The organism is Pseudomonas jessenii (assembly GCF_002236115.1).
In the GTDB taxonomy this organism is placed as follows: domain Bacteria; phylum Pseudomonadota; class Gammaproteobacteria; order Pseudomonadales; family Pseudomonadaceae; genus Aquipseudomonas; species Aquipseudomonas jessenii.
Window position 1 is genome coordinate 142,343 of sequence record NZ_NIWT01000009.1, and the last position, 21,049, is coordinate 163,391.

Here is a 21,049-nt window from a genome sequence, read left to right on the forward strand (position 1 = left end):
CGTCAGGGCAGCGAATGCGCTTTCAACGGCATGGACGCGACTCAGTATAGGAGAGGTTCGGCGACTCGCCGCAACGGGTTGAACACGTCGCTAGCCCACCAGCGCAATCAGTTGCTGACGCTGGGCATCGGTGAGCATCGGGCCGAAACCGGCCCGGACATTTTCCGCCATGTAGCGCGGGTTGCCGGTGCCGGGAATCACGCAGGTCACCGCCGAATGTGACAGCAGGTACTTCAGTGCCAGTTGCGGCCAGCTCTTGACCCCGACTTGCGCCGCCCAGCCTGGCAGCGGCTTATCTTTCAGTTTGGCCAGCAAGTCGCCACCGCCAAACGGTCGGTTGCAGATCACCGCCACTCCCCGCTCGCGGCACAACGGCAGCAGGCGTTTCTCGACGCCGCGATCATCCAGGGCGTAGTTGATCTGCAAGAAATCCACTGGTTCGGCCTTGAGTACCGCTTCCACTTCTTCATAAGCCGACGCCGTGTAATGGGTGATGCCGATGTAACGGATGCGCCCTGCTTCCTTCCAGTGGCGCAGGGTCGGCAGGTGCGTCCGCCAGTCCAGCAGGTTGTGGATCTGCATCAGGTCGATCCGGTCGGTCTGCAACAGGGCGAAGGATTGTTCCATCTGCGCGATGCCTTCTTCGCGGCCCCGGGTCCACACCTTGGTGGCCAGAAAGGCCGGCGAGCGCGGCTCATGGATCGACAGCAGTTCGCCGGTGGTCTGTTCGGCGCGACCGTACATCGGCGAGCTGTCGATCAGCTTGCCACCCTTCTCGAACAACGCGTCCAGCACCGCGGGCAAGTCCTTGTAGGCCGGTTGCGAAGGCTCGACATCGAATCCGCGATAAGTGCCCAACCCTACGATCGGCAAGGACTCGTTGCTGGAAGGAATGGCGCGGGTCTGCATGGTCTTGCCTCCTGTTCCCGTCGACAGCACGGGTTGTGCCCCCGCCTGACCGAACGTGAAGACCGCCGAAGCACCGGCAGCCAGCGTGAGTATTGCTCGACGGGTGTACCCCACAGGATGGCTCATAAAACGCTTCTCACCAGTCGCCAGGGTCCGGCCTGTTGCGTCGACAATACGGATAACCCGCGCAAAGGGTCGATTGACTACACTCAGAAAGCCTTGTGGCGCCAGCCATTTTCAAACCCCGAGCAGTCAATGCCGCCCACTAACGTTAGTCGAATGTCGCGCACCCTGTTGTTACTCGTCGTCATCGTCGCTGCGTTGTACTTGGCGCTGTGCGTGGCGCTGTTCGTTTTCCAGCGAGCGCTGATTTACTACCCGCAACCGCGCGCCGTCGGTACAGACGCGACGCTGCTCACCCTGCCGACTGCCGACGCACAGGTGCTGGTGTCCATCCGACCGCACAAGGGACCCAACGCGCTGATTTATTTTGGCGGCAATGCCGAAGACGTCTCGCGCAACCTGCCCGGGTTCTCCCAAGCGTTCCCTGACTACGCCCTGTATCTGCTGCATTACCGTGGTTATGGCGGGAGTTCCGGCTCGCCTTCCGAAGAGGCCATTGCCCGCGATGCCATCACGTTGTTCGACCAGGTACATGCCAGCCATCCGCATGTGACAGTGGTCGGACGCAGCCTGGGTTCCGGGGTGGCCGTGCGCCTGGCCAGCGAGCGTCCGGCGGCGCGACTGGTGCTGATCACGCCCTACAACAGCCTCGAAGGGCTCGCCGCCCGTCAGTTCCGCTGGTTTCCGGTGCGCTGGTTGTTGAAGGACAAGTTTCAGTCCTGGCGGTACGCCGCCCGCATCACCGTGCCGACATTGTTGATCGCGGCCGAGCATGACGAGGTGATTGCGCGCTCAAGCACCGAGCGCCTGTTGAGTCACTTCACCCGTGGTGTGGCGTCATTGCAGGTCATTGCAGGGACGGGCCATAACTCGATCAGTGACAGCCCCGACTACCTCAAACGTCTGCGTGAAGGGTTGTAAAACCTGAGTGCAACGTGCCTTTCCCATGACGAAATACGACCGTTAATCCGAGAGTTCACCCACGCCCAATAAAAACATATTTTTATGCCTATATTGATATTGTCGAACATTCCCACTCTCAGAGGGTGCCGTCATGAATATCAAGATCCTGGCTTTGCTCCTGCTGGCTTTCTGTGCGCAACCGGTCTGGAGCCAGACGCCTGCCGCCTCACCTGGCGCTGCCGACAGCCCCGCGCTGAGCACACGCCTGGCCCTTCGCGACCTTTGGGTCGAACACATTTTCTGGATCAGAAACTACGCGCTGGCCAATCAATCCGCCGACCAGAAGCAAGCCAAAGTGGCGGCGGACCAGGTGGTCGACAACGCCACCAAAATCGCCAACAGCATCGCCCCGCTCTACGGCCAACCGGCAGCCGATCAGTTGCTCAAGCTGCTTGCCGGTCATTGGGGCGCGGTGAAACACTACAGCGATGCCACCGTCGCGAAAGACGCAAAAGGCAAGCAGGCTGCCGTCACCGAGTTGACCGGCAATGCCAAGGCGATTGCGGCTTTCCTGGCCACCGCCAACCCCAATCTGCCTGAAGCCACGCTGGTCAACATGTTGTCGGCCCATGGCGGTCACCACGTCGCCCAGATCGATGAATTCTCGGCACACGATTACACCGGCGAAGCCCGCACCTGGGCGATGATGCGCACGCACATCCTGGCCCTGGCCGACGCCTTGACCGGCGCGCTGGTCAAGCAATTCCCGGACAAGTTCTGATATCGCGCGAGGGCACACCATGCTGGAAGGACTGGGCCGAACACAGCAGGACCTGCTCAACGCACTGCTGCACCATGGGGGCGGCATGAGCATTGACGAGTTGGCTGAGCACCTGGCAGTCACGCGCACGGCGATCCGCCAACACCTGGCGGCGCTGGAGCGTGACGCTCTGGTGCTGCGCGGCGACACCCGGCCGACGGGCCGTCGCCCCGAGCAGTTGTATCAGCTCACCGACCACGCGCGGGAGCAGTTCCCTCGCCATTATCAGCTACTGGCCAGCGTATTGATTGATGAAGTCGCCGCCATCATCGGCCCTGAAGCCCTGGCCTCGCTGATGCGCAGCATGGGCCGCAAGCTGGCTTCGGACCGCGAACAACAAGTCGTGGATGAAGCCAGGATCGTGCAGCACATGAACCAGGCGGGCTACGAAGCCGAGGTGTTTTTTCGCTCAGGCGGCACCCCGGAAATCGTCGCGCATAACTGCGTGTTCCATCGCTTGGCCGCTGCCCACCCGGTGGTCTGCGAACTGGACCTGGCCTTGATTGGCGCGTTGGGCGGCGGTGAAGTCGAGCACAGTGAATGTATGGTGCGCGGCGGGCATGTCTGTCGCTTCAGGCTGCGTCCGAGCGAAACCCCGGACGTCCCGACAGAGCCTGCTTCAGGCAATACCGATCAGCCAGCCTAGCGCTGGCGTGACAACCGTTGCTGCCGGTTTCCGACGACCTGACACCCTTCGTCGGACTCATGGCTTCGCCCGCAAATAGACAGGTGCCCGCCGTGAACCTTGTTTCAAGGCACCAGTCATAGCCCAGCGTTTTTCCCCACTTTCTTCGTTGTCATCTCATCAGAGTTGTCCGTCCATGCGCCAAACTGTCGTTGCCTTGCGCTTATCTTCGCTGTGCCTGTTTTCCCTGCTCCCTGTTTTTGCAAGCCCCGCCCACGCCGATGGGCAACGGCAACTGGTAGACGCCATCAACGACTATCGCGCCCATCCGCAACGCTGCGACCGGCGGCCGACGCAACGCTTATCACCCCTGACGCTCAAGTCGAACCTGGCCCTGCCCGTTGGCTATGGCGGTGGGTTGCGGGACCGGTTAAAGGCTTCCGGCTATCAGGCCACCATGGTGCGGTCCATCCGCGTGGTGGGTGCACGGGATGCCGAAGAAGCCTTCGATATGTTCCAGGACGAGCACTGCGCGGCACTGCTCGACAATCAATACGCCGACATCGGCGTCAGCCGCGCCGGAAGTGAGTGGCAAGTGGTGCTGGCACGGCCGGTGCTCGACGGGAAAACCGGCGATCCACGCAGCGCCGCTCAGGCGTTGCTGGCGCAGGTAAACGCAGCCCGGGCCAAACCGCGACTGTGTGGTCGCCAGCGTTTCGCCGCCGCACGGCCGCTGTCCTGGAGTGCAGCCTTGGGCTCCGCAGCACAAAGCCACAGCAAGGATATGGCCTACAGCAACTATTTCGCCCACCAGGACGCCGACGGTGACATGCCCTCCGACCGCGCCAGGGCCGCTGGCTACCGTGGCCGGCAGATTGGTGAAAACATCGCCGCCGGGCAAGGTTCACCCAGCAAGGCCATGGCCGGCTGGCTCGCCAGCCCAGGGCACTGCGCCAACCTGATGAACCCGATGTTCACCCAGGTCGGTGCCGCTTACGCCGCCAACGCGCGCAGCGACAACGGTGTTTACTGGACGATGCTGTTTGGCGCGCCTTGAGCCGCGGACCGGACCCACCTTGCGGGCATTAAAAAGCCCGCACTGAGCGGGCTTTGTGGGTGAATGTAACAAGTAGGTGGCCGGTGCTGGTCTCCGGCTTACAAGGTTTATCAGGCCTCCCACAAAAGAGTCGTGAAACTGTAATGGAACTCTTCTGCTTCACACGGCATAAGGGCTGGATCCCAGCGCGGGGATCTTTCTAACCGTGTACCCTTCGGAACGCGCCCCACGTCTCCTTGCTATCCTTTTGCGCATCAGTCTGCGTCTTCACCTACAGTTTTGAGGATAGCAAAACAGACACATTTGCCAACCGGGCTTTTAGACCGATTTCGACCAGCAGAAAACATGGCAGGACGGAAAAATACTATCGATCCACGGATGACTTTACATGGATGAGTTTCACCACGGCAGTTGCCTCTGCGGCGCCGTCAAATATCGCTTGTCGACCAAGCTGAAAGCCGTCACCCATTGCCATTGCAGCCAATGCCGAAAGGGCCATGGGGCTGCATTTGCAACCTATGCCAGCGCACCCGCCTCGGCGCTTGGCATCATGACCGGTGCAGATTCGCTGAAGGCGTATGAATCGTCCAGGGGTGTCACGCGGCAGTTCTGTTCTCACTGCGGATCTTCACTGTTCTGGTCTGACTCGACAGGAGCGTTTTCCGAGTGGATTTCGATTGCCCTCGGTACGCTGGATACGCCGTTCCGACCAAACAAGCAAAAACATGTTTTTGTCAGCTCGAAAGCGGATTGGTACGACATCAACGATCAGCATCCACGAACGGACTGAGTGACTGGAGCGAGCTTGCTCGCGATGAGGTCAGCACATTCAACATTGATATCGACTGACCCACCGCTATCGCGAGCAAGCTCGCTCCCACAGTGATTTCGGTTGCTCGCAGATTTTGCGTACATCCACTAACCCTGTGGGAGCGAGCTTGCTCGCGATGGCGTCAAATCAGCCAACATTGATGTTGCCTGACACTCTGCATTCGCGAGCAGGCTCGCTCCCACACAGGTTGCACTTGGCAACCCGGCCACACTCATGCAGGCCGGCGCACCACCCTCACCTTGCCGCTATCGCCGCCACCGCAGAACAACCGCTCGCCACCATCGGACTCCAGCCCCGACACGCCCACGCCTTCGGGCATTTTCAGGCTCTGCAGCACTTCGCCCGTTTGCGGATCGATCCGGCGCAGTTCGCTTTCATCGCCTTCCCACGTACCGTGCCACAGCGCGCCGTCCACCCAGGTCACGCCGGTGACGAAACGGTTGGATTCGATGGTGCGCAGGATCTTGCCGTTCTCGGGGTCGATCTGGTGAATCTTGCGTTCGCGGTACTGGCCCACCCACAACGTCCCTTCGGCCCAGGTCAGCCCCGAATCGGCGCCTGCACCGGGAGCAGGAATCGTCGAGAGGATGCGACCGGTGCGGGGGTCGATCTTGTGGATGCGGTCTTCGGCGATCTGGAACAGGTGCTCCCCGTCAAACGCGGTGCCGGCATGGGCAGCGACATCGATCGAGCTCAGCAACTTGCCGCTTTCCGGGTCCAGGGCGTTGATTTTGCTGTTGCATGCGAACCAGACCTTTTCGCCGTCCCAGGTGACGCCGCACACGTGGTCGACATCGGCAAACGGGCCATATTCACGAATGATTTCAGCAGTTGCGTGTTTCATCTGGCATTCCTCGATGGGGTTGGTGCCGTTCATCCTAGCCACCGGGCAGCGGTGCCGGGAGTAACAAGGTCGTCGCGAATCCCGGCACGGGCGGCGTCATCCAGCGCCGCGCGCGACCACGGCCAAACCACTGCACCTTGCCCTGCTCCGTCAGCTTATCGAGCGCCCGTTGCACCGTGCGCTGGCTGGTACCCAGCGCCAGTGCCAGGGCGGAACTGGACCACGACTCGCCATCGGCGAGGCAGGCAAACACCGCGGCAAATTTTTCCTCGACCGGTTGCGCCAGCGTCACCACCTGCGTACACACCGGCGATTGCAGGGCATAACCGCGCGCTGTCGCGATGACGCCGGCCAACGGCTTGAGTGCTTTACGCAGCCTGCCGATTTCCACACGAAGCCGGGCGCGATGGGATTCATCCGAAAGCTTCAGACGGAACGCCCGGGCGATCAACACTTCCCGCTCAACGTCGGCAGGCCACGCCTCGGCCAACACACGGGCGAGCACGAACAGGATCGGCCGCGTCGCGAGCGACACCGACATGCCACAACCGCGCACAACGTACCGGCAGGCATCCACCACCAGTGACGTTGAACAGAACAACGCTTCAACATCATCGAGCAACAGCGGCCGTACTTCACCCTGGGCAATCAGGCGTGCCGCGGGGGCATCGAGCAGATACACAGCGTGTTGGACCTCAGCCATCAGGGCGGCAATCCCGGCTTGACCGGCAGCCTGCCCGGCCCTGTTCAACGCCTCCCGCGCCGCGTGCGATTGCAGGCGCCGAATGGCAATCCCCGCCAGCACCAGTTCATGGGTTGCCCGCAAGGCCGGTGGCAATGGGCCGGGGTCGAGTCCGGCCAGCAACTGCTGTGCCTCATCGAGCTGACCGATCAGCAGCAGACGGCGGATTTGCAGATAACGCGCATGGGCGGCATTGACCCGGTCACCGTGGTGTTCAAGGGTGACCCGCGCCGTTTCGAGCGCCTTGACCGGCCACCCGAGCTCCCGCGAAGCCAGGGCGATTTCGGCCTCAGCCACCACACAGCGCGCCCGGGCCAGCACTTCCTTGGGCGCAAAGGCCCGTTGCGCCCGCTTGACCAGCGCCCTGGCCCGCACCAGATCGCCCAGTTGCGCCATGGCGATACCGCGCAGGGCCAGGGCCGGCGCATCGTCGCGCAAGGCCACGCGGTCCAGTGCGCCCAGCGGATTGCCCGCCGCCAGCGCCTGTGCAGCTGCCGTGATCATCGAGTCCATCGAAATCCCGCCACGCTTGTCACTCCCATCATTCGATACCCGGGTTTAGTCTAAATCACGACCTTTCACCAGGAGCGTACAACGATGAACACCCACAAAACCGCGACCCGGGAACAGTGGCTGGCGGCACGTTTGCAACTGCTTGAAGCGGAAAAGGCGCTGACCCGACGCAGCGATGATGTGGCCAGGCAACGCCAGGCATTGCCATGGTTTCGCCTCGACAAGACGTACCGCTTCAATACCGACAACGGCAGCGCCACTCTGGCCGAACTCTTTCAAGGGCGCTCGCAACTGCTGGTCTACCACTTCATGTTCGGCCCCGACTACACGGCCGGCTGCCCTTCCTGCTCAGCCATCGCCGATGGCTTCGACCCCGTCGTCGTCCACCTGGCGAACCACGACGTGACCCTGATGGCGATATCCCGCGCACCCTTGGCGAAACTGCAGGCCTACAAGCGCCGAATGGGCTGGACCTTCCCCTGGGCCTCGGCCGCCGATAGCGACTTCACCGCCGACTTCAATGTCTACTTCACCGAAGCGCAGCAGCGCGAAGGCTTGATCGAATACAACTACCAGCGCGGCGGCCATGCCATGGACGCCAGCCAGATCCCGGAACCGGTGAAACAATTCGCCGCGACCTGTGGCACCGATGCGCCGACCTATACCCGCGACAGGCCGGGGTTGAGTACGTTTGTGCTGGAGGACGGCGAGATTTATCACACCTACTCCACCTACGCGCGGGGCCTGGACGGATTGTGGAGCATGTACCAATGGCTCGACCGCGCGCCCAAGGGCCGCAATGAAACGGGGCCCTGGTGGCGCCGGCATGATGAGTACCGGTGAGCGCCAGCGTTGTCACTGACCACCGATGAAAACGTCCGCCAGTTTGTCCATTAGCACGAGCTTGGTCTGTGAGATCCAGCGCCGGGTCGCCCATTGCTGCCATTCCTCGGCACGGTTAAGCGTGTATCGCGGCACGAAGTCGCCGAGGAAGCGGCCGAGGTTGTGCAGCGTCACTTCATGGTCGGTGTTGGCCATTTGCTCGAGCAAATCCCTCATGGCCACTTCGAATTCGGGCGGCCACTGTTCGCCGGCCAACACCTGCTCGACCGTAGAATGTCGATCAAGGCCAAGCGAATTGCACACTGGCATTGGCATTTCCCCCGGTACGGCGTTGTGGATGAGTCAACCAAAGATGCTGCACAGCTCAATGCTGCGCAACCACTTCACTTGACGAGCCCCGGAATGACGATCGCTTCCCGAGACCAATGAAAGGTGTTCGCCGAGCTCCGTCTGCCCGTGCGAATGTTGTCGGTACATCACCAGCACCGCATCGCCCACGTCGGTATTGATCAGTTCGTTCCAACTGAACAACGCGACATAGCCGTCACTGGCACGCGCCACCACATAGGCGCGTTTCCAGCCTTTAGGGTCATCACTCTTCAACCCGGCCTTGAGGACAATTTCCCGCAGCAGCACCCCGCGATAGCCCTTTTTCTGTGCTTTTTGCGCATTGCCCTCGCAGGTATTGCTGGTCAGTCGCACCCAGTCATAGCCCGGCATGGCTTGCAGGTCGGCCACGCTCAGGCACAGCGGGATCTGCACTTGCCCGACCACCTCCAGAGTCTGCTCAGCCACATTGATGGCCGGGCGTGAAAACAACACGGGTTTGGCGCTGGGGCGAACAAGGCTTTGCACAGTCGAAAAAATTGAACGCATGGCGATGCTCCTGTCGTGGTTGACCAATCACTGGGGTCCCGGACTGGGCGATGGCAGTCCGGGACCGCTCCGCCGTGCTTAAAGCAGCGGCAGGCTGTAGCTGAGGATCAGGCGATTTTCATCCAGGTCGCTGCTGGCATTGCCACGCAAGCTGGCGTTACGCCAGGAAATGCCCACCCCCTTGAGTGGACCGCTTTGCAGTGCATAGTCGATCCGCAGGTCGCGCTCCCACTCTTTGCGATCACCGGCGGCGGAGTCGATGTTGTCGCCACTGAGATAAGTGACCACTGTCTTGAGACCCGGCACGCCAAGCGCCACGAAGTCATACCCGTACTCGGCCAGCCAGGTGCGCTCACCGGCGCTGAGGAACTTGCCGATCTGCCGGTCCGTGATCAGGTACGCAGTGGCTCCGTCGCCCTGGTTGACGAACGGGAACGCGCTGTCGCCGGAGACTTGCTGGTAGCCCGCGCTAAATGCATGGCCACTCAGGCTGTAGGTGAACAGGGCACTCCAGGTGTTGTTGTCCACTTCACCGGCGTGTGTGTCGCCCGCTTTCCAGAAACCGCTGCTCTTGTAGCCCTGGGCCCGTCCGGCCGCGTTGCCGTTCTTGCCATCGGCGCTGCTGTTGAAATAGCGCAGGTCAGTCTTCAGCGCGCCGGGGCCGATGGCCATTGTGTGGATCAGGCCGAGGAAGTGCTGTTGGTAGAAATCTTCGAGGCTGCCGTAGTAGTACTGGGCGGTCAGGTTCTTGGTGATCTTGTAGTCGCCGCCGGCGAAGACGAAGGTGTCCGAGTCGGCCAGCGCGGTGCTGGCCGGAGTACCGGCGGGACGCGTCGCACCGCCGATGCGCAGATCGATATCGTCGGTGGAACTGCGGGTCTTGGTGCTTTGCAGTTGGCCGGCAGTGAGGGTCAGGCCGTCAATTTCACTTGAAGTGATCTGCCCGCCTTCGAAGGTTTGCGGCAGCAGGCGACCGTCGTTGAAGTTGATCACCGGCAGCTTGGGCTGCAGGGTGCCCAGGCGTGCTTCGGTCTTGGAAATGCGCACTTTGCCGGTCACACCGCCCTTGGAATATTCATCGACTGCATGGCCGTCACTGTCCGTGGGAAACAGCGCCCCCGGCGTGCGGTCGATACCGGCCTTGCCCACGCGACCGCCGCTGTCGAGCTTCAGCCCCATCATGGCGATAGCGTCCAGGCCAAAGCCGACGGTGCCTTGGGTGAATCCGGAGATCACGTTGAGTTGCAGCCCCTGCCCCCACTCCTTGGCCTGGCTGGTGTAGGCGGCATTACCCACCTTGCCCTGGCTTTCCCGGTTGTCCGAATTGAAATAGAAATTGCGCAGGTTCAGCGAGGCCTTGCTGTCATCGATAAAACCGGCGGCGATGGCCTGGTGGGTCAAGCCACCCAGGGTGATGGCCAGGGCCAGGGGTTGCAGCTTCATTGTGTTTACTCCGGTGCGGGTCTCTTGTTTTTTTGGTGTCCAGGGTCCGGGTTTGCCTGAGCTCTGGCGGGCGGCTTTCGCTATATATTTTTGTATACAGCGATAGGCGCAGCGAGAGCCTGGAAACAGTCTGGTCGGGCGGCATCTTTCAAGATCATGACTTTGAAGTCAAATTAATTTCGACAGAGTATGCAGCTGCTCAAGGTGGCGATCGAATCACTGAGCGCTACCGAGGTGTCACAACCAAAAACTACTACCGGCACGGTTTTCTGAGGTAACCGCGAGCGTTTTTTTGCATGTGCGAATTTGAAAAACAACCAACTTTTGTTTTCCAAGTTACGGTCAAATACAGACTCAATAATCGGGAATGTGGAGCTCGCGCAATTTACAGTCTGGAAAGTTAAATCGGGAAAGTATTCTGTAGGAATCATCTCTCTTGAAAAAAAGAAAATTTACTTGAAATGTAGGACGAAGCTGACTTAACAAACGATCTACGTACTTTAAAATTCTTTCGTACAGAGCCTGACCTGTGTAGAAGGGCTCACATCAACTTCTGACCCCCTACATCTGCAGGATGGTACTTAGCTTGCTGCGTGGCAGTATAAATAGACCTATGACTACATGTTGTCTTGCCATCGGTATTTATGGCTTATTAATGCAACATCAGCCTGCTCGCCTTCTACTTGGACTTACAATAAAAGTCTCGGATCGGCAAGAAACGCTCATCTGTATCCGGAGCCAAGTGTGCCAACATTATAATTCCTATGGGTATTGACGATCGATCGAATAGGAGTATCAGGGCCTCTTGATGTAAAACAGGCTTTGGGCAAGTCAGGTGCCGGTTTTCGGCACTGGCGTCGTAACAGGAAACACGGACCGCGTTCGGTGCCTAGAGCAGAAGAATCAAAAGTAGAGCATGAAGCTATATTTTTAATAATACAAAACCTATTAGTAGGCATTATATTATTACGACAAAAACTCAAATCTGCCTCGGACAATTTATTTTGGACATAGATGATATCGTGGAAATTACTATTTCTCTCGGAATTGCTTTATTCCTTTCACTCACCGCAAAGGGGTGCGCATCATTTACAAATGCAAAACTCGGTCGAAACATTATCCAACGCGAGCACATACAGACCGTAATTTTACCAGTTGTAATTTCAACCATAATTTATTTTATTCCAAGATTGATGGTTCTTCTAGGCTTTCATCAACCATGAAAACTCATTTCTAATATACAACAAAAAACCTGTTGCAATGCAGTGGCAACTAGAGAAATTGTGCGTTTCAGGCACACTCCGATCCCAGTATTTACTGACGTGAATAGTAAAAAATTTTTTAACAAATGGAGGTTGAATACTACACAAATAGAACGCTGACGATCATTAACGCCTAAAAAGGAATATTTAGTCATGAGAAAGTTATCCAATATTGAAATATCTCAAGTTTCAGGCGCCAGCAATGGTAGCACTTTTGCAACTAGCGTAGGAGGTACTTTGGGTACTGCGGCAGGTGCTGCTATAGGGACTCGACTTGGGCATCCACTCGCGGGTGCGGCAATTGGGGGCGGGTTGGGAAGCATGGCAGGAGAAGGAATTTATAATGCAGGAAGAGATGCCGCTAACGCGTGGAAACCAGGTACCTTTCCAGGTGGCTTTGAGGGATCTTCTTTTTTCCCTCAGACGCCCTCTAGTACTCCCAGTTAAATAACCGGGGTTCTACTGGACGTACCTTAGTTCAGTGCGAGTACGCCCAGTAGATTTAAAATTATAACAGAGCATCGTAGCGTGATTGACCCCATGAATAGTGATACCTTGAAAAAACTTAAGCTAAGAGACCAATTATCAAAAGACCACCTTAAATTACTTTCATTAATTGAAAAAACCGTATTGGCTTACACACTGATGAGTTTAGTTTTTATTTTTATGAACAAAATAGGACTAACAGAAGCATACCGAAGTAGCAACGCCATAGCCGGAACTATAGGTTATTTAGCTATGACAATCAAACTAATGTATTATGACGAAGCGCTTTCTGAATTAAGAACCCACATCGATATAAGCCAAGAAACATTGAAGAGCGCAATGCTCACCATCGATTATTCAGAAAAAAAAGATGGGGTATACTACCCAAAAAAAAGAATGTTTAGCATTTTTTACTTCTGCAAATCTGAGCTTATCATTCACACAATCAAGGATAAAAACACTATATTGACGGGACCATACACCAAGCTACTGAAGCTTTCAAATATAATAGAGCGGGATGTGTATAGCTGAGTATTAAACAAAGCACATGGTGCACAACTCCCTCTGCGAAAAAATCCTGAGCCGGCTAACAGCAATGATACCGGCTCAAATCTAACGATCAAACTTTTGACGAATTTTAATAGCAACCAAGTATCTTTGTTACTTACCAGAAGTAAGATCAGGCCCTGAGGAAAAATCTGCGTACAGTATATGAATTGGTACATAGTGCCCGGGGGATAAGCTCAAATTCAACGCCGCCCTTAGAGTCAGCCCTTTCAAGGGCTTCGTTTAGAATCTCCTAAAACTCCAGTCAGGGTGACGAAAACGATGTGGGCAGAAGTTCTAGCGCGGTTTGAAAAAAAGACACCGGCCAGTGTCATGGCCAAGTTGATACTGGAGCAGGCTGTTCCTGCCGAATGGGTTGATCAGGTGTTTGAAGAACACCGTCAACGCCAATACCCGCGTGAGCTTTTGTTTTCGACCATCGTTGAGCTGATGTCCCTTGTTCCATTGGGTTTGCGCCCTTCCTTGCATGCCGCTGCCCGCCAGATGGATGACCTACCGGTTACCTTGGCGGCGCTCTATGACAAGGTCAGTCGCACAGAGCCTGCATTGCTGCGGGCGTTGGTCACAGGAAGCGCTGAGCGTCTGACCCCGACGATAGAGGCGTTGGGTTGTCCCGCCATTTTGCCCGGCTGGCAATTGCGCATTGTCGACGGTAACCACCTGCCTTCTACCGAAAAACGCTTGGGGGCTTTGCGGCGGGAACGAGGTGCGGCCCAGCCAGGGTTTTCAGTCGTGGTCTACGACCCGGACCTGGATCAGATCGTCGACTTGCAGCCTTGCGAGGATGCCTACGCGAGTGAACGCGTCAGCGTGCTGCCGTTGTTGGCCCGCGCCACTAAGGGCCAGCTGTGGATGGCCGATCGGCTGTATTGCACGCTGCCCGTTATGCAAGCCCGCGAAGAAACGCAGGCTTCGTTGACCCCCCTTCATCGGGATGACTCAGACAACCTTTTCGCTCAAGTCTGGGGAGAAAAGTCTATGTTGCTGGCTGCGCCTCACCACCGCATTGCATTGGGTAGTTGGTCGACTTCGCCTAACGGCGGCCTGGAAGGTTGCGACTTCGACCCGTCAAATCCGAATTTTGAGGAGTTTCCGACAGCAAAACATGTGAGCTTTTTTGCGGTGCATTTGAAACCCGGCGATTTACTCTTTTTACCTGAAGGCTGGTTTCACCAAGTAAGGTCGTTGACTTCGTCCCTCTCGATAAACTTCTGGGTAAATTCGGTGCGTGAGAAAATCGATAGCAATTGAGCATTTCAAGCACTGGACACCATGAACCTTCCCAAGGTCAACGCCGCACCTAATCAAGTCGGCGGAATCGTCGCCAGCATACCGATCAGGATGGTCAACAGCAGAAAACCACCGAGAAAAATCGTCATCTTGGCCATGGGGCCTCCCACACTATGAATTGGCGGTACAGGGGTGGCGTGTGCTGCCCGAGCGGCGTACCGAAGACTTATTGTGGGCTGGCGGCTGTATCCGTTACAGAGGCAGATTGCGCTGAAAAATACGGATCAGATCCACTTTCAGGTTGTGCTTTCGGGGGGTTTCCCGGAAGGAGTTTGCGGGCGATGTCCACGAAAGGCGTGACGATCAACCCCTGCAGCGTCAGGTAACGCTCGTGATCCTGTTCACCGGTGCCGAAGTGAATGGCCTCGGGTGTGGACCGGGTGACGTAGAGCGTGCCGAACATCCAGTCCCACAGTGACAGATTGATGCCGAAGTTCTTGTTGAAGTGTCGCGGTGCATCGCTGTGATGAATCTGGTGTTGCGCCGGGCTGCTCAGCACCCGTTCCAGCACCGGCCCGAAGGAAAACCAGACATGGCTGTGACGCAGGTTGGCCGCCAGGCCATTGAAGATGAACACCATGTAAGTCACGCCAAACAAGGTATAGCGGCTGATCTCCCCGCCGCAGGCGTACCAGAAGACCCCGGCAAATGCGCCGACGCAGATGATATCCGTGAGCTTTTCGACCACCTCTTCCAGAAAGTGCACGCGGCTGGCCGTCGCCGGCACCAGCACGGGCGCCGAATGATGGACTTTGTGGAAGGCCCACAGATACCGCGAATGGAAAGCGCGATGGCCCCAGTAATGGCTGAAATCCTTGACCAGAAATACGCCCAGCCCATAGAGCAGGGTCAGCGCCAGGTTCTCTTCCACTTGCGTACGCGCGCCCCACAGCTGGGTGAAGAACGCGATGTAGTCCGCTGAACGCAAGACGTACGGATCGACCAGGCCGACGATGGGCAGCACCAGGGCAACCTTGAGGATGGCGAGTACGAAGTAGTAGCGGTAGTCGAGCAGCGCCGAGCGATGCAGGTACACCCGGTAGCCGCCGATGAACTGCCCGAATGAGCGCGCGTCGGTCAAGCCCCGGGATTTGCGGTAGCGGAACAGGCAATAGGCGACGCTGTAAGACATGCAGAGAAAGGCTAGACCGAGTCTGCCGTTGAAGTCGAAAATGCCCAGGAACTGCCGGGTGACCGGCTCGAATACCCACTGGGATAAATGAAGATGGATTGCGGCGAGAACATCCATACCGGGCTGCCCGACGTAAATGGAAGAGCAATTGTAAATGAGAACGAGTCTTTAGTGTGTTGAATGATGCCCGGTTTTTATCCACCCAGCGCAATGATTGCAAGGATCAGCACGCCCCCCGTGGCGGCCATGATCACCCCACCCTGCCATTGCGTGGCGCCAGCGTATCTGGCGAGCAGCCAGCCTGCGATGAACAGCACCACAAGCCCGATCAGGTTGGACAGGCGGATGGCGAGCGCCGTTTGATCGAGCAGTATGAACGGCACCACCAACGGAAATGTCGAGCACACGACCAACAGGAAAACACCGAGGGCGCCCCTGAAGTCGCTCCAGCCGAGGCCGGCCCTGATCGGCAAGGGGGGCTGCTCGAGCAGCCGACGGCGCAACAACTCCAGGCCCTCACTGCCGGCCGCCGTCGCGAACTGCAACGGCAACACTTGCGCAACGAGCGCCTGACCGACCGCGGCGTCCGTGCCATTACGCAAGGCCATGTACAGCTTGATCCTGCGCGTGCGCTCGACCAGTGCGCGCAACAGGTACATGACCGCATCGGCCAGTCCCCAGGCGAGATTGCAGCCGAGCGCGGCAATCATCATCGTGCGTTCGGCGGCCTGGTCTGCCGTGGCCACGCTGATGGTGCCGGTGAACGTCATGGCCATCAGCAGGCCGAAGATCACCTCGGTAATGCGCTCGACAGGGTCAAGTACAGGCGCCCTCTCGAATTGAGCATTGGTTGGCATGAACTCACCTCGTCGGTCAGGTACCGGTTGTTCCGGCTGGATATCCGCATCCCCGTCAAGTGTAGATTGAACGGCTACACTCAGGCGCACACGCTATCTGCTTCAAGAGGACTGGTTCATGCTTGAATACTTCGCCCTGGGCGTACTGATATTTGTAGGACTCTTCTTGTTCTACGGGATCATCCTGCTCCACGACATCCCCTATGAAATTGCCGTCCACCGCAACCACCCTCACCAGGATGCGATCCACGCCACCGGCTGGGTCAGCCTCTTCACCTTGCACGCACTCTGGCCGTTCCTTTGGATCTGGGCGATGGCCTATCGGGAGGACCGGGGCTGGGGTTTCAGTGACGGACATTCACCCAAAAGTCATGTGGTTCACCTCGAACAACAGGTCGCCGAGCTGCAAGGCCGGATCGAGCGCCTGGAGTCAGCGATGGGTACGGCACAGAATCGTGTGCCAACGGACAATCTCGGCGAGGGCATTTGAGCCATGGATCTCTTACTCATTCTGACGTATGCCGCTCTCTGCGTAGCCATCTTCAAGATCTTCCGCATCCCCCTGAACAAATGGACGGTGCCCACGGCGGTGCTGGGCGGGATCGTGATTATCGGCACGCTGATTTTCACGATGAACTACAACCACCCCTACTCCGAGGTGGCGCGTTCCTATTTCGTATCGGTTCCGGTGATACCCGTGGTCAGCGGCCAGGTGATCGATGTATCGGTGAAGACCAACCAGCCCCTGGAAAAAGGCGATGTGCTGTTTCGCATCGACCCTGCACCTTTCGAATACCGGGTGAAATCCCTCAAGGCACAGCTGATTGCCGCCCAGGCCGATCGCGCCCGGATCACCGAGTTGATCAAGCGTAACTTCAGTACCCAACGGGAACTGGATATGGTGGTCGCTCGCAGTGACGACCTGAAGGCACAACTGGACAACGCGCAGTACGAACTCGACAACACCACCGTCCGTGCGCCGAGCAAAGGCTTCGTCACCCATGTTTCACTGCGTCCGGGCATGATGGCGACCAAGTTGCCGCTGCGCCCTTCGATGGTCTTCATTCCCGCCGAAGGGCATTACTTCTCCGCGTGGATGCGCCAGAACAGCCTGTTGCGCCTGACCGAGGGCGACGAGGCCGAGATCGCTTTCGACGGCATTCCAGGCAAGGTTTTCGAAGGCAAGGTCAAGACCGTCGTTTCGGTCATCGCCGAAGGCCAGATCCAACCGTCGGGCACACTGATCAGCTTCACCGGTTCACCGCCGGCCGGCCGGGTTCCGGTGATCATTGAGATCACCGATCCCGACTATGCCCAGTACGCCGACCAGATGCCCGGCGGCGCCTACGGCCAGGCGGCGTTGTACAGCCAGCATTTCCACCACATCGCGATGATGCGCAAAATCCTTCTGCGCATGGCGGCATGGATGAATTACATCTTTCCGTTCCACTAACCTGGCAGCACCGGCAACTGGCTCAATCCTTGAATGGGGCCAGTTGCCGGCTCAGCGAACCGGCCTGATCGCGTTGTTATTGCAGCGACTGATCGAGCAGGCTGAGGGTCAGAGGGAAAAGGCCAGACAGTGGATCGCACCATTGTGGTACTGGAAGAATCGACAAGGAGGAGCGAAGCAGCGAGGGTCGGCGCTAAATAATCCAATACAGCAGCAGGCGAGAAGCAATCCAGTGAGACGCCTGGATCACCCCCCATGCCAGCAGGGCACACATCAACAGGTAGCCCGCGAGGAACCTGAACATCGCGTCCCTTTCCACGCAACCCTCCCGGCTTTACAGCCCTACAGGGCGTTCAATGCGAATGCGTAACCCATACTACGCCCGCCTCGCCCTTTAAGGTTTCGATTGCCAGAATGGTTTGCAGTTCCACCGGCTGGGTGATTGCACAGACTTGCCCACCGTTTTTCCAGTCATCCCATTTCCCTGCATCAATCGGCCAGAGGCGTGTCAGTGGTTGTCCTCTATGGTATCTGTTGGAGGTAGCTCCACTCATTTCACCTTCAGACGAGGATGAATCATGCGGATGTGGATGGAGGGCACGGCACGGCCCATCAGCCAATTGATGATGGCAGCGGGTATTAGCCTTATCGCAATCGTCACTAATGGGCAGGTTCAAGCCACACCTCAAGCCACTCAAGAGATAAAGGGCTTGCTGGACTTTGTCGAACACAGTGAGTGTCAGTTTGTGCGCAACGGGAGCGAATACCCAGGTCCCCGCGCTCGGGCGCATCTGGAGAAGAAACTGAATTATCTCGAAGGCAAGAACATGGTGAACAGCGCAGAAGACTTCATCGATCTTGCTGCCACTAAAAGCAGTATGAGTGACCGCGTCTATGAGGTGCGATGTTCAGAAGGCGTAGAACCGGCAAGCACCTGGTTGAAGAGGGAACTACAGAGGCAACGGCAACTTCATTGATTTTTTCTCAAGTCCGGTACCAGTCAGGATGGTGTTGGGATTTTTTTCAACACAATAGGCTGACATAGCCAGGCGGAGCAGCCCGAGGGGCTTTCGACCCAAACGGTCATTCTCTAACGTGTTAACCGCCAGCAGGTTACCGAGAACTGCGGCAACGTCGTGTGCTGGGTGACGCCCGTGTCACCATCGATGGAGCGGTGATGAGACGAACGTCCGTTTCCGGAAAATAAAACGAAAACGATTTATGAAAACGGTCTCCGAATCTATCGAAGCCCAAGGACCGATAGAACAACCAGGACGATCACAACTGCCCCGACGATGTAGACAATACTGTTCATGGGATCTATCTCTCAAACTGAACGGGATTACTTCACCACGATAGACCCCATTCGCTCGCAATTCCGTTCGGCAGCACACATAGCTCTGCTCTTCATTCATTGTCGGCTGACTTCATGTCAATACAGAGGTCCGAGCAGGTTCAGGCGTTGGGGCTGGGGCGTGGCCGGCAAGGCGACATTCGGTCCAGGGTTTCTGGTTGGGTTGGTCGGGATGTGTTTGGTGTCGGTGCGCTGCCGCACTGAGGATGGGGGTCATGCTTTCAGCGGTTGTTGGTATTTTGATCGCGGCAATGAAGTTCATTCACTAAAAAATCTGCAACGCTAGATCTATTCTGGACCACCTCTCTTACGACAGGTGTTTTTTCATGCACGCTATTTTGTGACAACCCCGGCCGAAGCACACCCAATTTTTTGGGGCAACTGACCACGCTTTGATTTTAGCTCTGCTTGAACAGCCTGTGACAAATTGCTCCATAGGGTCAGACCCGAGCGTTCTTCAATCTCCTCTACCGTTACTTGGTAGTCACAGAAGCTCGCGGATCGTGGGGTGGTTTGCTCCATGATGAACGCCGCATAGAGGCCGTCGGCAGGAGTGCTGCCAGTGAAGATCACCTTCCAGTAGCCACTGGGGATCGTATGGATCTTGTTTGTGCCTGGTAGTGAACCGATGTTCTTTTCGTAGAGAGGACCTGTGGCCACATACACTGCGTCGACGTTTGGCTCCTTGCTCAGGTTGCGTTCTTGATCCTCTAAGCGAGCCCATGCGCCTTGGTTCAAGTCGGCTTTTTGCGGTGTGATGTTGGTGAGATAATTCAGGGACTGCCAATCGGATACGCCGCCCATGGAAGCAAGATTTGCTTGGTGCCCACGGTCGATTTTCAGGGCGACGCTGGCTCCGTTGTAGTCGACTGGGTTTAGTGTTTCGCCGGCGGGAACGTCGGGGTCGGTTTTCCAGTTTCGGGGGCGTCCGCTAGCTGGCGTTTCCTTTGTGATCTTGTATGCGACCCAGTTGGCAAATTTTGTTGAGCCGTTGTTGTTTAGGGTGTAGGCCTGACGGTTGAGGGTGACTTCACTGCCACCTGATGGGCAGCCTACGGAACAGTTATCGACGACCGAAGGCTCTGCCAGCTGGAGTTTCGCCGATCCATCTGAAACGTTCGCAGATTGAGGCGTGGTACAGGCACCTAACACAGGAAAGATAAGAACTGAGACCAGCTTTATTTTCAGCATTCCTTGCATAGAGTTTCTCCTAAAAATGATTCATCATCTTAATGATGAACTTCTGCCGAGACCATGTAGCCGTTCCACGAATGCATTTCCAAAAATGCCAACAGCTCTGGCCGACGCTAGCACGATCACAACTGCCCCGACGATGTAGACGATACTGTTCATGGGATCTATCTCTCAAACTGAACGGGATTACTTCACCACGATAGGCCACCTTCGCTCGCAATTCCGTTCAGCAGCACACATAGTTCTGCTCTTCATTCATTGTCGGCTGACTTCATGTCAATACAGAGGTCCGGGCAGGTTCAGGCGTTGGGGCTGGGGCGTGGCTGGCAAGGCGACATTCGGTCCAGGGTTTCTGGTTGGGTTGGTCGGGATGTGTTTGGTGTCGGTGCGCTGCCGCGCTTGGGAGATGACGAAATGAAGGCGGTGAAAGCACTCCGAGCCGGGCCATCGTGCAGAGTGCTGGTCACGCGTATCGGCTGAAAGGACAGCAACTGAAAAATGAGTTCCGTCGTCACGGAGAACTGATGCTGCTTTTGCTGCGCTACACTCAGGCGCTGATCACTCAAATGGCACAAACGGCCGTCTGCAACCGCCCTCACTCGGTCGACCAACAGCTATGTCGTTGGACCGCTTGCCGAGCAATCAGCTGACAATGACGCAAGAACTTATCGCCAACATGCTTGGTGTGCGTCGAGAAGGTGTCACTAAAGCCACCGGAAAATTACAGAAGCTCGGTGTGATCGAGTACAGCCGAGGGCACATCACGGTGCTGAACCGGCCGAAACTTGAGGAGCTTTGTTGCGAGTGTTATGCCGTGGTCAAGAAGGAAAGCGATCGACTTCTTCCGAGTGTTACATCTCTCTCCTGAGTCAAAGAGATGCCTGATCGTACGCTGTTGGCCGTTTCCTCCCCTTCGCGATAGGC

Annotated in this window: 20 protein-coding genes and 1 pseudogene; 12 read left to right on the plus strand and 9 right to left on the minus strand. The window is 57.2% G+C overall.

All coding sequences use genetic code 11. The annotated features are described in order from the left end of the window. Positions 1-90: 90 nt before the first annotated feature. Positions 91-1,035, minus strand: a complete 945-nt coding sequence (locus PSJE_RS27390) for an aldo/keto reductase (RefSeq protein WP_191622235.1) — start codon at positions 1,033-1,035, stop codon at positions 91-93. Positions 1,036-1,164: 129 nt separating this feature from the next. On the opposite strand from PSJE_RS27390, the gene PSJE_RS27395 reads away from it, so the two are divergent. The 5 genes from PSJE_RS27395 (at position 1,165) to PSJE_RS27415 (ending at position 5,227) form a co-directional block, all read left to right on the plus strand. Further along, positions 1,165-1,953 (plus strand): alpha/beta hydrolase, encoded by a 789-nt coding sequence (locus PSJE_RS27395; protein WP_090456199.1) that lies wholly within the window; start codon positions 1,165-1,167, stop codon positions 1,951-1,953. 133 nt (positions 1,954-2,086) lie between these two features. Next, positions 2,087-2,716, plus strand: coding sequence for a hypothetical protein (locus tag PSJE_RS27400; protein WP_090456201.1), 630 nt, complete (start codon positions 2,087-2,089; stop codon positions 2,714-2,716). 19 nt (positions 2,717-2,735) lie between these two features. Then, complete coding sequence (locus PSJE_RS27405) at positions 2,736-3,401, plus strand: helix-turn-helix transcriptional regulator (protein ID WP_090456203.1); 666 nt, start codon at positions 2,736-2,738, stop codon at positions 3,399-3,401. A gap of 175 nt (positions 3,402-3,576) precedes the next feature. Then, entirely contained in the window at positions 3,577-4,437 is an 861-nt protein-coding gene (locus PSJE_RS27410; RefSeq protein ID WP_090456205.1) for a CAP domain-containing protein, read from the plus strand. A gap of 388 nt (positions 4,438-4,825) precedes the next feature. Continuing rightward, positions 4,826-5,227 carry a GFA family protein gene (locus tag PSJE_RS27415; RefSeq protein WP_090456207.1) on the plus strand — a complete coding sequence of 134 codons (402 nt, stop codon included), beginning with the start codon at positions 4,826-4,828 and terminating at the stop codon, positions 5,225-5,227. A gap of 253 nt (positions 5,228-5,480) precedes the next feature. On the opposite strand, the gene PSJE_RS27420 is transcribed toward PSJE_RS27415, so the two are convergent. Together PSJE_RS27420 and PSJE_RS27425 are read right to left on the minus strand one after the other, a co-directional pair. Next, positions 5,481-6,113: a Vgb family protein gene (locus tag PSJE_RS27420; RefSeq protein ID WP_090457930.1), complete on the minus strand. Its 633-nt coding sequence runs from the start codon at positions 6,111-6,113 to the stop codon at positions 5,481-5,483. Positions 6,114-6,147: 34 nt separating this feature from the next. After that, positions 6,148-7,368 carry a helix-turn-helix domain-containing protein gene (locus PSJE_RS27425; RefSeq protein WP_090456209.1) on the minus strand — a complete coding sequence of 407 codons (1,221 nt, stop codon included), beginning with the start codon at positions 7,366-7,368 and terminating at the stop codon, positions 6,148-6,150. An 84-nt stretch (positions 7,369-7,452) separates the two neighbouring features. Here PSJE_RS27425 and PSJE_RS27430 point away from each other — a divergent pair, with 84 nt between their 5' ends. Then, positions 7,453-8,211, plus strand: a complete 759-nt coding sequence (locus tag PSJE_RS27430; RefSeq protein WP_090456211.1) for a DUF899 domain-containing protein — start codon at positions 7,453-7,455, stop codon at positions 8,209-8,211. A gap of 12 nt (positions 8,212-8,223) precedes the next feature. Here PSJE_RS27430 and PSJE_RS27435 read toward each other — a convergent pair whose 3' ends face one another. The 3 genes from PSJE_RS27435 to PSJE_RS27445 form a co-directional block, all read right to left on the minus strand. Continuing rightward, on the minus strand, positions 8,224-8,520 hold the full coding sequence (locus PSJE_RS27435) for a hypothetical protein (protein WP_090456212.1): 297 nt from the start codon (positions 8,518-8,520) through the stop codon (positions 8,224-8,226). Positions 8,521-8,553: 33 nt separating this feature from the next. Next, positions 8,554-9,087 (minus strand): molybdopterin-dependent oxidoreductase, encoded by a 534-nt coding sequence (locus tag PSJE_RS27440; protein WP_090456213.1) that lies wholly within the window; start codon positions 9,085-9,087, stop codon positions 8,554-8,556. A 78-nt stretch (positions 9,088-9,165) separates the two neighbouring features. Then, on the minus strand, positions 9,166-10,530 hold the full coding sequence (locus PSJE_RS27445) for an OprD family porin (RefSeq protein ID WP_090456215.1): 1,365 nt from the start codon (positions 10,528-10,530) through the stop codon (positions 9,166-9,168). A 1,802-nt stretch (positions 10,531-12,332) separates the two neighbouring features. On the opposite strand from PSJE_RS27445, the gene PSJE_RS27450 reads away from it, so the two are divergent. Continuing rightward, positions 12,333-12,809 (plus strand): hypothetical protein, encoded by a 477-nt coding sequence (locus PSJE_RS27450; RefSeq protein ID WP_090456217.1) that lies wholly within the window; start codon positions 12,333-12,335, stop codon positions 12,807-12,809. Between the two features lie 348 nt (positions 12,810-13,157). Continuing rightward, positions 13,158-14,096, plus strand: coding sequence for a cupin-like domain-containing protein (locus tag PSJE_RS27455; protein ID WP_090457932.1), 939 nt, complete (start codon positions 13,158-13,160; stop codon positions 14,094-14,096). Between the two features lie 205 nt (positions 14,097-14,301). Here PSJE_RS27455 and PSJE_RS27460 read toward each other — a convergent pair whose 3' ends face one another. Together PSJE_RS27460 and PSJE_RS27465 are read right to left on the minus strand one after the other, a co-directional pair. Further along, positions 14,302-15,384 (minus strand): sterol desaturase family protein, encoded by a 1,083-nt coding sequence (locus tag PSJE_RS27460; RefSeq protein WP_090456218.1) that lies wholly within the window; start codon positions 15,382-15,384, stop codon positions 14,302-14,304. Positions 15,385-15,461: 77 nt separating this feature from the next. Further along, a complete protein-coding gene (locus tag PSJE_RS27465; RefSeq protein WP_090456219.1) occupies positions 15,462-16,124 on the minus strand; it encodes a VIT1/CCC1 transporter family protein in 663 nt (220 codons plus the stop codon). 118 nt (positions 16,125-16,242) lie between these two features. Here PSJE_RS27465 and PSJE_RS27470 point away from each other — a divergent pair, with 118 nt between their 5' ends. From PSJE_RS27470 to PSJE_RS27480, 3 genes are all read left to right on the plus strand, one after another. After that, on the plus strand, positions 16,243-16,614 hold the full coding sequence (locus tag PSJE_RS27470) for a DUF3302 domain-containing protein (RefSeq protein WP_090456221.1): 372 nt from the start codon (positions 16,243-16,245) through the stop codon (positions 16,612-16,614). 3 nt (positions 16,615-16,617) lie between these two features. Then, positions 16,618-17,577, plus strand: a complete 960-nt coding sequence (locus PSJE_RS27475) for an HlyD family secretion protein (protein ID WP_090456223.1) — start codon at positions 16,618-16,620, stop codon at positions 17,575-17,577. Between the two features lie 578 nt (positions 17,578-18,155). Beyond that, on the plus strand, positions 18,156-18,554 hold the full coding sequence (locus tag PSJE_RS27480; RefSeq protein WP_090456225.1) for a YfeK family protein: 399 nt from the start codon (positions 18,156-18,158) through the stop codon (positions 18,552-18,554). Positions 18,555-19,264: 710 nt separating this feature from the next. On the opposite strand, the gene PSJE_RS27485 is transcribed toward PSJE_RS27480, so the two are convergent. Then, positions 19,265-20,131, minus strand: a complete 867-nt coding sequence (locus tag PSJE_RS27485; protein WP_090456226.1) for a DNA/RNA non-specific endonuclease — start codon at positions 20,129-20,131, stop codon at positions 19,265-19,267. Positions 20,132-20,544: 413 nt separating this feature from the next. On the opposite strand from PSJE_RS27485, the pseudogene PSJE_RS27490 reads away from it, so the two are divergent. Then, positions 20,545-20,993 (plus strand): annotated as a pseudogene (locus tag PSJE_RS27490) (Crp/Fnr family transcriptional regulator); the annotation flags it as partial. Between the last annotated feature and the right edge of the window lie 56 nt (positions 20,994-21,049).

What these genes read in the sequence shown, in the direction of transcription:
- PSJE_RS27390 (WP_191622235.1), bottom strand. Translation starts at nt 1,035, where the DNA reads ATGAGCCATCCTGTGGGGTACACCCGTCGAGCAATACTCACGCTGGCT.
- PSJE_RS27395 (WP_090456199.1), top strand. Translation starts at nt 1,165, where the DNA reads ATGCCGCCCACTAACGTTAGTCGAATGTCGCGCACCCTGTTGTTACTC.
- PSJE_RS27400 (WP_090456201.1), top strand. Translation starts at nt 2,087, where the DNA reads ATGAATATCAAGATCCTGGCTTTGCTCCTGCTGGCTTTCTGTGCGCAA.
- PSJE_RS27405 (WP_090456203.1), top strand. Translation starts at nt 2,736, where the DNA reads ATGCTGGAAGGACTGGGCCGAACACAGCAGGACCTGCTCAACGCACTG.
- PSJE_RS27410 (WP_090456205.1), top strand. Translation starts at nt 3,577, where the DNA reads ATGCGCCAAACTGTCGTTGCCTTGCGCTTATCTTCGCTGTGCCTGTTT.
- PSJE_RS27415 (WP_090456207.1), top strand. Translation starts at nt 4,826, where the DNA reads ATGGATGAGTTTCACCACGGCAGTTGCCTCTGCGGCGCCGTCAAATAT.
- PSJE_RS27420 (WP_090457930.1), bottom strand. Translation starts at nt 6,113, where the DNA reads ATGAAACACGCAACTGCTGAAATCATTCGTGAATATGGCCCGTTTGCC.
- PSJE_RS27425 (WP_090456209.1), bottom strand. Translation starts at nt 7,368, where the DNA reads ATGGACTCGATGATCACGGCAGCTGCACAGGCGCTGGCGGCGGGCAAT.
- PSJE_RS27430 (WP_090456211.1), top strand. Translation starts at nt 7,453, where the DNA reads ATGAACACCCACAAAACCGCGACCCGGGAACAGTGGCTGGCGGCACGT.
- PSJE_RS27435 (WP_090456212.1), bottom strand. Translation starts at nt 8,520, where the DNA reads ATGCCAGTGTGCAATTCGCTTGGCCTTGATCGACATTCTACGGTCGAG.
- PSJE_RS27440 (WP_090456213.1), bottom strand. Translation starts at nt 9,087, where the DNA reads ATGCGTTCAATTTTTTCGACTGTGCAAAGCCTTGTTCGCCCCAGCGCC.
- PSJE_RS27445 (WP_090456215.1), bottom strand. Translation starts at nt 10,530, where the DNA reads ATGAAGCTGCAACCCCTGGCCCTGGCCATCACCCTGGGTGGCTTGACC.
- PSJE_RS27450 (WP_090456217.1), top strand. Translation starts at nt 12,333, where the DNA reads ATGAATAGTGATACCTTGAAAAAACTTAAGCTAAGAGACCAATTATCA.
- PSJE_RS27455 (WP_090457932.1), top strand. Translation starts at nt 13,158, where the DNA reads ATGGCCAAGTTGATACTGGAGCAGGCTGTTCCTGCCGAATGGGTTGAT.
- PSJE_RS27460 (WP_090456218.1), bottom strand. Translation starts at nt 15,384, where the DNA reads ATGGATGTTCTCGCCGCAATCCATCTTCATTTATCCCAGTGGGTATTC.
- PSJE_RS27465 (WP_090456219.1), bottom strand. Translation starts at nt 16,124, where the DNA reads ATGCCAACCAATGCTCAATTCGAGAGGGCGCCTGTACTTGACCCTGTC.
- PSJE_RS27470 (WP_090456221.1), top strand. Translation starts at nt 16,243, where the DNA reads ATGCTTGAATACTTCGCCCTGGGCGTACTGATATTTGTAGGACTCTTC.
- PSJE_RS27475 (WP_090456223.1), top strand. Translation starts at nt 16,618, where the DNA reads ATGGATCTCTTACTCATTCTGACGTATGCCGCTCTCTGCGTAGCCATC.
- PSJE_RS27480 (WP_090456225.1), top strand. Translation starts at nt 18,156, where the DNA reads ATGCGGATGTGGATGGAGGGCACGGCACGGCCCATCAGCCAATTGATG.
- PSJE_RS27485 (WP_090456226.1), bottom strand. Translation starts at nt 20,131, where the DNA reads ATGCAAGGAATGCTGAAAATAAAGCTGGTCTCAGTTCTTATCTTTCCT.